This is a genomic window from Geomicrobium sp. JCM 19038, assembly GCF_000698125.1.
Taxonomy (GTDB): domain Bacteria; phylum Bacillota; class Bacilli; order Bacillales; family Marinococcaceae; genus Geomicrobium_A.
The window spans coordinates 40,705-51,479 of record NZ_BAXA01000015.1 but is presented as its reverse complement, the minus strand read 5'-3'; the positions used below and the strand labels follow the sequence as shown (position 1 = coordinate 51,479).

The window sequence follows — 10,775 nt, the reverse complement described above, 5'->3', positions numbered from 1 at the left end:
CAAAGAAAACACAAAAAAAGACCAACACATCCGGTGTTAGTCTTCCCTCTTATCAATATTATGCTTGTTTATTTGTCTCAGTTGTTGACGGTTGCTCAATAACGTCCTTCTTATCCGAATCATCATCCATCATGTTGCTTGTGGATTTCTTGAACTCTGTTAGCGTCTTACCAAATGCGCCACCAATCTCTGGAAGCTTCTTCGGTCCGAAAATGAGTAAAGCGAGCAAGAGAATAAGAATTAAGCTTGGGACACCGATATTTAAAGGGCTCATGATGTTTCCTCCTTCAGAACTTGTCTGAATTTCTAAGTATTAACCACAGAAATGTGACTTGTCTACATCAACTACGCGTTCATCATATCACACCCAAAGCTCATGTACAACTATAGAAAAAACCAGCCAAAATTGGCTGGTTTTTCATTTAAAATTCATCAGGAAGTGCATTCATAACGCTCTGAACAGAGGTGACAGAAGTAGCAAATTGATCACGCTCTTCATCTGTAAGATCAAGTTCAATGATTTTCTCAATACCACTTCCACCAAGCACTGTCGGAACACCGACATAAACACCTTCATAGCCGTACTCACCTTCGAGATAGGCAATTGCAGGCAATAAGCGTTTTTTGTCTTTTATGATGGCTTCTACCATTTGCGTAAGCGAAGCGGCTGGAGCGTAGTATGCACTACCATTTCCAAGTAAAGAAACGATCTCCCACCGCCTTTTCGTGTACGTTCCACGATGGCATCAATGCGATCTTGTGATAACAACTTCGTTAATGGCACGCCTCCGACACTTGAGTATCGAATAAGTGGCACCATGTCATCACCATGACCGCCAAGTACAAAACCTTGTACATCTTCTACAGAAAGCTCAAGTTCTTGTGCGATAAAGGTACGAAAACGTGACGTATCAAGTACACCTGATTGTCCAATAACACGATTCTTCGGTAACCCTGACGATTTATAAACAGCATAAGTCATTGCATCCGCAGGATTCGTCAAAACGATGATGTGCGTATTCGGTGAATACTTTACCACTTGCTCTGTCACTGACTTCATGATATTCGCATTGGTATGAACAAGATCGTCTCGACTCATTCCTGGCTTTCTTGCAATTCCAGCCGTAATAACAACGACATCCGAGTCTTTCGTTAAAGCATAATCAGACGTACCAACAACATTTACGTCTACACCTTGTACAGGAGTTGCTTCTAACATATCTAAAGCTTTCCCTTGCACGGGTCCTTCTTGGTCAGGAATGTCGACGAGTACAACATCAGCAAGTTCCTTTTGTGCGACCATCAGTGCTGTCGTAGCACCTGTGAACCCACCGCCAATGACGGAAACTTTTCTGCGCGTGATTGCCATAGCCTAGCCCTCCCAGCAAAATCAATTACATGTTTTTGATAAGTTCATCAGCAAACTCAGAGCACTTCACTTCTCTGGCGTTGTCCATAAGACGAGCGAAGTCATACGTGACAACTTTGCTTCCAATTGTCTTGTCCATTGATTGAAGAACAAGTTCAGCTGCTTCGAACCATCCTAAGTGACGTAACATAAGCTCACCAGAAAGAATAACAGATGATGGGTTTACTTTATCAAGACCTGCATATTTCGGTGCAGTTCCGTGAGTTGCTTCAAAGATTGCATGTCCAGTCGCATAGTTAATGTTTGCACCTGGTGCAATACCGATTCCACCAACTTGTGCTGCAAGAGCATCAGAGATGTAGTCACCGTTAAGGTTCATTGTAGCGACAACGTCAAACTCTTTTGGACGAGTAAGGATTTGTTGTAAGAAGATATCAGCGATCGAATCTTTAACGATAATCTTACCAGCTGCTTCAGCTTCGTCTTGCGCTTTGTTCGCAGCATCTTTACCTTCTTTTTCAACGATAGCATCGTATTGGTTCCAAGTGAAGACTTTGTCTCCGAATTCACGCTCAGCAAGATCATAACCCCAAGACTTAAAGGCACCTTCAGTAAACTTCATGATGTTACCTTTATGAACGAGTGTTAGGCTCTTACGACCCTCAGCGAGTGCATATTCAATTGCTGAACGAACGATTCGCTCTGTACCTTCTTTAGATACTGGCTTAATACCAATACCAGATGTTTCAGGGAAACGGATGTTTTCAGAACCCATTTCGTTACGAATAAAGTCGATCACTTTCTTCGCATCAGCAGTTCCTTCTTGGAACTCAATTCCTGCGTAGATATCTTCAGTGTTTTCACGGAAAATCACCATATCTACTTCTTCAGGACGCTTAACTGGTGATGGTACCCCAGTAAAGTGACGTACTGGACGAAGACACGTGTAAAGGTCAAGTTTTTGACGAAGTGCAACGTTTAATGAACGAATTCCGCCACCGATTGGTGTCGTAAGTGGTCCTTTAATTGCAATCAAGTATTCACGAATTGCGTCAAGGGAATCTTCTGGTAACCATTCACCTGTTTTGTCGTGTGCTTTTCCACCGACAAGGATTTCTTTCCAATCGATTTTCTTTTCGCCGTTGTATGCTTTTTCAACTGCTGCATCAAGAACGCGAGAAGCTGCAGCCCAAATGTCAGGACCGATTCCGTCACCTTCGATATATGGAATAACTGGGTTGTTAGGTACGTTTAGTACACCGTTGTTTACTGTAATTTTTTCAGCCATAGTAAAAACCTCCTGTAAAAAATGATGGATTAGCGATTCTCAATCGAAACGTATTGTTGCTTTCCTGGACCTACGTACTCTGCACGTGGACGGATTAAACGATTATCGCTATATTGCTCTAGGATGTGTGCATTCCAACCAGAAACACGACTAACCGCGAAGATTGGCGTGAATAAGTCATGATCAATGCCTAAACTATGATACATTGATGCAGAGTAGAAATCGACATTCGGAAGAAGTCCTTTCTCTTCTGTTACGATCTTCTCAATTTGAAGACTCATCTCATACCACTTGTCTTCACCCGTAATACCACCGAGTTTCTTGGACATTTCACGAAGGTGTTTCGCACGTGGATCACCGTTTTTATATACACGGTGTCCGAATCCCATGATTTTTTCTTTTTTGTCGAACATGCCTTGAACGTAGCTGTCTACGTTTTCAGGTTGCTCAATCTCACTTAGCATTTGCATAACACGTTCGTTCGCTCCACCGTGCAACGGTCCCTTTAAAGCACCAATCGCCGCTGTAATACCAGAATAAATATCTGATAACGTAGCGACACAAACACGTGCAGTAAACGTCGAAGCATTTAGCTCATGATCTGCATGCAATACGAGTGCTTTATTAAATGCATCTTCTGCAACCTCATTAGGCTCTTCACCGTTTAACATGTACAAGAAGTTCGCAGCAAAGCTCAAGCCTTCTTTAGGTTGTATAGCTCTTTGCCATTACGAATACGCGCAAAACCAGTAACCACTGTTGCAACTTTTGCTTGCAGTTTAATTGCTGATTTCTTTGCTGTTTCCACGTCATTCTTGTCTGCATCTTTGTCGTATAGACCGAGCTGCGAAATTGCTGTGCGTAGCGCCGCCATTGGATGTACATCAGCAATCGGATACGCTTTCATGTAATTGAAAATCTCGTCTGGAACTTGCATGTTTGCAAATAACTCTTTAGAAAAAGCGTCTAGCTCTTGCTTCGTCGGTAATTTGCCATTCCATAATAGGTACACGACCTCTTCAAACGAAGATTGTTCTGCTAAATCATCAATATGGTAACCTTGGTACGTTAACACATCATCAATAATTGAGCTAACACTTGAAGTCGTCGCAACGACTCCTTCTAAACCTCTTGTTTGACTCATTACAATCTCTCCCCTTTGTAACAAGAATCCGATTCTTCATAAATAACAAGGATAACTTGTCTTAACCTTGTCCACATTATGCGTTTTCCATCATGCAGAAATGAAAAACGTATGACTGCTGTTACCAGATAAAACCGTCGCGCGCACCATAATTTCTACAAGATCAACGTGAAGTGAACACGATCATCCTACTATATTGTATTCAATTGTTCCCTCGTCCAATTTGACAAAATTAGACAGTTCTTACCGTATGTTACTATGGTGGTCGTGATTTCTCCAGTTTTTTCAACATCCTCTATTATAAACGTGATTCGTCTTTTTGTGAACGAAAACGCACAAATCTTTTTTCCAATGTTTTTTTGTATACAATGAAAGATCGTTGGAAAACCCTTATGAAATCAAGGCTTTCCCTTTTACATATACATAATTCTCTTAAAAATTACCAAAAAAACACCCCTCTTAGAACACCATCTAAGAGGGGGAACTTTATCTTCGTATAACGATGAATCGGCCACTCGCCACCATCTTTTGAAAAAAATGTCGTAAAAACCCTTTAATGTAAGCTCTTGTAAATGGGATGAGAAGAATAAATCCTATAAGGTCAGTCAAAAACCCTGGAGCTAATAACAACAACCCTGCGAGTAAGATACAAACCCCGTCGATTGCTGAACTTGTCGGAACTTCATGATTGTTCAGCTGCAGGTTAAATACTTGCCAAGCTTGTCTTCCTTCTCTCTAGCCATCCATAAGCCGATTAAACTCGTTAGTAACATTAAACCGAGAGTTGGCCAAAATCCGAGCCAGCGACCAACAAGCCAAATTCCAGCGATCTCTATGATTGGTACGAGTAGCAAACCGACAAGCAGGAATCGTGCCATAATCACTCCCAACCCCTTCCATCAATTACAATACTCGAGCGTGACCTTTGTAGATGTCGCCTCTTGAACTGTCAACGGTTAGTTCTTCACCATCTTTAAAGATCTTAACCGCATCATGAACACCGACAATGACTGGAACGCTAAGCGAAATTCCTACCACTGCAGCATGACATGTTAAGCCACCTTCTTCGGTGATGACAGCCGCTGCTTTTTCAAATGCAGGCATCATCTCTTTGTCTGTTCCTGTCGTAATTAGAATGTTGCCTTCTTCCATCCTAGCATTTGCTTCTGCAGCATCTTTAACAACGACCGCTTTACCACTTGCAGTTGTGCGACCAATTCCTTGACCTTTAGCTGCTACTTCACCGATCACATGGACTTTCATCATGTTCGTTGTACCAATCTCACCGACCGGTACCCCTGCTGTTATAACAACAAGATCGCCGTGCTTCACTTGATTACTCTTGAGTGCAGCACTCACCGTTTCATCGAACATTTCATCTGTCGTCTCGACAGTGTTTCCAAGTAGCGGATGCACACCCCAAACGAGAGTCAAACGTCGTTGCGCACGAATGTTACTCGTCACGGCAACAATGGTCGCTTTCGGACGATATTTTGATACGAGTCTAGCTGTATAGCCACTTTCTGTAGCCGTCAATATCGCAGGTGTATTTAACGTTAGCGCTGTTCTAGCTACTGCTTGACTGATCGAATTCGTAATCGTCGTCTGGCTTTCTTCTGTACGGATGTTAAGCAAACGATCGAAATCTAGTGCAGATTCGGCACGCTTTGCAATGTTACTCATCGTCTCAACAGCTTCAAACGGATAATCACCTGCTGCTGTTTCACCTGAAAGCATAATTGCATCTGTACCATCAAAAATCGCATTAGCAACGTCACTAGCTTCTGCACGAGTAGGTCTAGGGTTACGCTGCATGCTATCTAACATTTGCGTTGCTGTAATGACCGGTTTAGCAAGATCATTACAACGTTGAATGAGTTTCTTTTGAACGAGCGGAACTTCTTCAGGTGGAATTTCTACACCTAAGTCTCCCCGTGCAACCATAAGCCCGTCAGACACTTCGAGAATTTCTGCGATATTCTCGACCCCTTCTTCGTTTTCGATCTTAGGAATAATATAAGTATCGCCTGCGCCATGCGCTTCTAAAAGTTCGCGAATTTCGAGAACATCTGAAGCACGACGAACGAATGAAGCTGCAATAAAATCAACTTCTTCTTCAATTCCAAAACGAATATCGGCTGCATCTTTGTCTGTCATGCCTGGTAGATTTACTTTTACTTTCGGAAGGTTAACTCCCTTTTTGTTCTTTAACACACCATTATTCATTACGGTCGTAACGACGTCTTTGCCTTCAATACGATCAACATGAAGCCCAATAAGACCGTCATCTAACAAAATCGTATTACCGACTGAGAGGTCTTCTGACAAATTCTGATACGTTACACCGATTCGATCCGTCGTACCGACTACTTCTTCACCAGTTACGATGAGTGGCTGACCTTTTTCAAGTGTAATCGCGTCATTTTCCATTGTATACGTGCGAATTTCTGGACCTTTCGTATCTAATAGAATTGAGACGGTCGTTTCAAGTTCTGCTGCTGCTTCTCGAATCGTTTTAATACGACTGCGATGTTCTTCATGTGACCCGTGCGAGAAGTTAAGGCGTGCCACGTTCATCCCTGCTGAAATCAGGCGTTTTAGCATGTCTTTTTCTTCAGATGCAGGTCCGATCGTCGCGACTATTTTAGTTTTTCTCATCGAAAGATTCCTCCTTGTGTTGACTAAATGGACAGCTCTTGAGAGAGCTTGTACATGTTTTGATCTATCTTGTGTTTCTCTTCAAGTGCTGTTTGAATCGGCTTATGGACGACTTGATTGTTTACGAGTCCTACCATCTTGCCTGATTCACCTTCCAATAGAAGTTCAACAGCTCTTGATGCAAGTCGACTTGCCAACACACGATCAAAGGCCGTAGGAGAACCCCCTCTTTGAATATGACCAAGGACTGTCACTCTCGTCTCAAGTCCTGTTTCATCTTGGATTTCCCGAGAGACATCAACACCGCTACCGACACCTTCTGCAACAATGATAATACTATGCTTCTTCCTCTGCGATGACCTCTTAATAAACGTTCAACGATGTCATCAGTCTCTTGAGGTTGCTCTGGGATCATGATTGTTTCGGCTCCATCAGCAAGACCAGACCAAAGCGCTAAATCGCCTGCATCTCTACCCATGACTTCAATGACATACGTTCGTTCATGCGAAGTAGCTGTATCTCGGATTTTGTCAATGGCATTAATGACTGTGTTTAATGCGGTGTCAAAACCAATCGTAAAATCGGTACCTGGTACATCGTTATCAATCGTTCCTGGCACACCGATTGTTGGGTACCCGAGTGACGTCAATGCTTCTGCGCCGCGGAATGAACCATCCCCACCTACGACAACGAGCCCTTCAATGCCCGCTTTGTTGAGGTTTTCAATGGCTTGTTGTTGACCTTCTTTTGTTTTAAACTCTTCACAGCGCGCCGTATAGAGCATCGTTCCCCCACGGTGAATGATGTCGCCAACGTCGCCAACTTCCATTTTCTCTATATGGTTGTTAATGAGTCCCGAATAGCCGTAGTAAATCCCGTAAACCTCAACGTCGTGATAGATCGCCTTACGTACAACTGCTCGGATCGCGGCATTCATCCCAGGGGAATCTCCACCGCTCGTAAGTACTCCGATTCGCTTCATGTTGATCACTCCTACCCTATAACCTGCATGTCTTACATACCAATTTTACTAAACTTTTCGTAGCGTTGGTTTCTTATCTCTTCTTTGGATAGTTGCGTTAATTCGTCCATTTGTTGCTTTAAAACCGAGTCAATATACTCAGCTTGTTGCTTCACATTATGATGTGCTCCGCCTCGAACTTCACGAATCACGCCTTCAATAACACCTAATTCATGCAAATCAGGTGCCGTAATTTTCATCGTCTCCGCTGCACGCTGAGCCTGTGTTGCATCTTTCCAGAGAATTGCGGCTGCGCCTTCTGGTGAAATTACAGAGTATGTGGAGTTCTCAAGCATAAACATGCGATTAACGACGCCAAGAGCCAATGCTCCACCACTTCCTCCTTCACCGATGACAATACCAATTGACGGCACAGTAAAGCTTGCCATTTCTAACAAGTTGCGCGCAATTGCTTCACTTTGTCCGCGCTCTTCTGCCGCTTTACCAGGGAATGCACCTTTTGTATCAATGAGCGTAATAATTGGGCGATTAAACTTATTTGCTTGATGCATCAAGCGTAACGCTTTACGATACCCTTCTGGATGCGGCATCCCGAAGTTCCGTTGAATATTCTCTTTCGTATTCCGTCCACGTTGATGACCAATAACCGTGACCGGTTGTCCTTTATAAAACGCAATTCCACCGACAATTGCATCATCATCTCCATAATAACGATCACCATGAAGTTCAATGAAATCGGTGAATAAATGCTCAATGTAGTCCAACGTTGTCGGTCGCTCTGCGTGTCTTGCGATTTGCACACGCTCCCAAGGCTTTAAATTATCGTAGATTTGAGATTCAACTTGTTGTAAACGTCCCTCAAGATGAGCGATTTCTTCTTCAAGATTAATATCTTTGTCTTGTGTGAAGTTTTTCAATTCATCTATTTTATTTTGGAGTTCTACAACAGGCTTTTCGAATGGTAACTTATGGGTCATGACGAAAGCTCGCCTCCTCGTTGATGCGAAGCTTGATGCATCTTCAAGATCGTTGTTAGTGTTGATTTCATCTCAGAGCGATGGATGACTTTGTCGAGTTGACCGTGTTCAAGTAGAAACTCTGCAGTCTGAAAATCTTCAGGTAAGTCTTCACGAATCGTCTGCTCAATAATTCTTCTACCTGCAAATCCAATTAACGCTCGTGGTTCTGCAAAATTGTAATCACCAAGCGACGCAAAGCTTGCGGAAACACCGCCTGTTGTAGGGTGCGTCATGATTGAGATAAACGGCAACTGTTCTTCGTCAAGTCTTTGCAAAGCGACAGATGTTTTAGCCATCTGCATGAGACTAAGAACCCTTCTTGCATTCTTGCACCACCGGAGGCACTAAACATAATGAATGGCACCCGATCCTCTAGTGCTGTCTCAATTGCGCGCTTAATTTTCTCACCAACGACTGTCCCCATGCTCGCCATACGAAAACGTGGATCCATGACACCGATCACGACCGGCAAGCCTTCCATCTGCCCACGTCCTGTAATGATCGCTTCATTCAAGCCTGTCTTTTGTTGATCACTCGCTAACTTTTCTTCGTAGTCGGGGAAATCAAGTGGATTCCCTGACAGAAGGCTTACATCAAGCTCTTCAAATGAGCCGACATCGATCACGCTATTAATTCGGTCTCTTGCGGTCAACCGGAAATGATGATCACACTTCGTACAAACATAATCATGCTTCTTTAATTCCCTTGAATACATAATCGTTTTACACGTTGGACATTTCGTCATCACACCGTCGTTCATCTTCGTCGGTTGTGTACGTTCAGAAGGGATCGTTGCATACTTTCTTTTCTTTGAAAATAAGTCTTTGAACACCTTATTCACCTCTCGTACCACACTAAAGGCGGCTTTCTCCAATAGGAAATAATAGGGAAAAACGATCGTCCAAAGAGACGATCGCTCCTTATCTTCTTATTCCTCGATCATAGCCATTTTTCTTGTTCGTGAAGCAACCTCTTCTGGATCAGCTTCCTTACGGGCAACACCAGTTTCCATCGCTGTTTTTGCTACAGCCGCAGCGACAGCTGGTGCCACTCTTGTATCGAATGGTGCTGGAATGACGTAATCTCTCGTTAATTCTGATTCAGAAATAAGTTCAGCAATCGCAAAAACGGCTGCTTGTTTCATCTCTTCATTGATATGCGTCGCATTCACATCCAATGCCCCTCTGAAAATACCAGGGAATGCTAGAACATTATTCACTTGGTTAGGGAAATCAGAACGACCAGTACCAATGACTGCCGCCCCTGCTGCTTTTGCATCTTCAGGCATAATTTCTGGGTTCGGGTTCGCCATCGCAAAGATAATTGCATCGTCATTCATGCTCTCGATCATCTCTTTTGTGAGTGCGCCTTCAACAGAAACTCCAATAAACACGTCCGTGTTTTGAATCACGTCTTTAAGAGCGCCTTCTTTCTTCTGGCTGTTCGTTACTTTAGCAATCTCATCTTTAATTGGGTTCATACCGGCTGTACGACCTTCAAAGATTGCTCCCTTACTATCACAAAGGATAATTTCTTTAACACCCATGCTTAGAAGCAGTTTCACGATTGCAATACCAGCCGCTCCAGCGCCGTTTAATACTACACGCACGTCAGATAGCTGTTTGTTCGTTACTTTAAGTGCATTGATCAATCCAGCAAGTGTAACGATCGCTGTACCGTGTTGGTCATCATGGAAAATTGGAATGTTTGTTTCTTTCTTTAAACGTTCCTCGATGATAAAGCAATTTGGAGCTGCAATATCCTCTAAGTTCACACCACCGAAGGTAGGTTGCATTAATTTAACTGTTTCAACGATCTTATCAGGATCAGAAGTGTCTAGACAGATCGGAAATGCATCCACACCTGCAAATGATTTGAACAAAACAGCTTTTCCTTCCATAACAGGCAATGATGCTTCTGGACCGATGTTACCGAGGCCAAGAACTGCACTACCGTCACTAACAACCGCAACCATGTTGCCTTTCATCGTATATTCAAATACCTTTTGCTTGTCGTTAAAAATCTCTTTACACGGTTCTGCAACACCTGGAGAATATGCAAGACTTAAATCTTTACTGTTTCTTACGGGAATCTTAGATTTCGATTCTAGCTTTCCTTGCTTCATTCTATGGATGTGTAGTGCTTCTTCTCTAGTCGTTGGCATTATTCCTGCACACTCCTTAACAAGTGGATCTCATCTTATATTTGATGAATCTTATGTTTGCGACCTATGGGACGCTGTTCGAACTATGAATGAATAAAAAAGGACAAACTGTATTAACTGTACATGTGCAATCTATTATAACAAAGTGTTC

5 protein-coding genes and 5 pseudogenes are annotated in these 10,775 nt (G+C 42.9%); all 10 read right to left on the bottom strand.

Features of this window, described 5'->3' with window-relative positions; translation table 11 throughout:
• Positions 1-58: 58 nt before the first annotated feature.
• Complete coding sequence (gene tatA, locus JCM19038_RS16605) at positions 59-274, bottom strand: twin-arginine translocase TatA/TatE family subunit (RefSeq protein WP_042359654.1); 216 nt, start codon at positions 272-274, stop codon at positions 59-61.
• Between the two features lie 148 nt (positions 275-422).
• Positions 423-1,369, bottom strand: a pseudogene (gene mdh, locus JCM19038_RS16600) (malate dehydrogenase).
• Between the two features lie 25 nt (positions 1,370-1,394).
• Positions 1,395-2,657, bottom strand: a complete 1,263-nt coding sequence (gene icd / locus JCM19038_RS16595) for an NADP-dependent isocitrate dehydrogenase (protein ID WP_042420227.1) — start codon at positions 2,655-2,657, stop codon at positions 1,395-1,397.
• 29 nt (positions 2,658-2,686) lie between these two features.
• Positions 2,687-3,801: pseudogene (citZ, locus tag JCM19038_RS16590) on the bottom strand (citrate synthase).
• 486 nt (positions 3,802-4,287) lie between these two features.
• Positions 4,288-4,679, bottom strand: a pseudogene (locus JCM19038_RS23935) (FxsA family protein).
• 25 nt (positions 4,680-4,704) lie between these two features.
• A complete protein-coding gene (gene pyk / locus JCM19038_RS16580; protein WP_042359656.1) occupies positions 4,705-6,459 on the bottom strand; it encodes a pyruvate kinase in 1,755 nt (584 codons plus the stop codon).
• A 23-nt stretch (positions 6,460-6,482) separates the two neighbouring features.
• Positions 6,483-7,441: pseudogene (pfkA, locus tag JCM19038_RS16575) on the bottom strand (6-phosphofructokinase).
• 32 nt (positions 7,442-7,473) lie between these two features.
• Complete coding sequence (gene accA / locus JCM19038_RS16570) at positions 7,474-8,418, bottom strand: acetyl-CoA carboxylase carboxyl transferase subunit alpha (protein WP_042420223.1); 945 nt, start codon at positions 8,416-8,418, stop codon at positions 7,474-7,476.
• Positions 8,415-9,292: pseudogene (gene accD / locus JCM19038_RS16565) on the bottom strand (acetyl-CoA carboxylase, carboxyltransferase subunit beta). Before accD ends, accA begins: the two are co-directional and overlap by 4 nt.
• A 96-nt stretch (positions 9,293-9,388) precedes the next feature.
• Entirely contained in the window at positions 9,389-10,624 is a 1,236-nt protein-coding gene (locus tag JCM19038_RS16560; protein ID WP_042420222.1) for an NADP-dependent malic enzyme, read from the bottom strand.
• Positions 10,625-10,775: the final 151 nt, after the last annotated feature.

Excerpts from the sequence above, each read along its gene's own strand:
- tatA (WP_042359654.1), bottom strand. The coding sequence starts at position 274 with ATGAGCCCTTTAAATATCGGTGTCCCAAGCTTAATTCTTATTCTCTTG.
- accA (WP_042420223.1), bottom strand. The coding sequence starts at position 8,418 with ATGACCCATAAGTTACCATTCGAAAAGCCTGTTGTAGAACTCCAAAAT.
- icd (WP_042420227.1), bottom strand. The coding sequence starts at position 2,657 with ATGGCTGAAAAAATTACAGTAAACAACGGTGTACTAAACGTACCTAAC.
- JCM19038_RS16560 (WP_042420222.1), bottom strand. The coding sequence starts at position 10,624 with ATGCCAACGACTAGAGAAGAAGCACTACACATCCATAGAATGAAGCAA.
- pyk (WP_042359656.1), bottom strand. The coding sequence starts at position 6,459 with ATGAGAAAAACTAAAATAGTCGCGACGATCGGACCTGCATCTGAAGAA.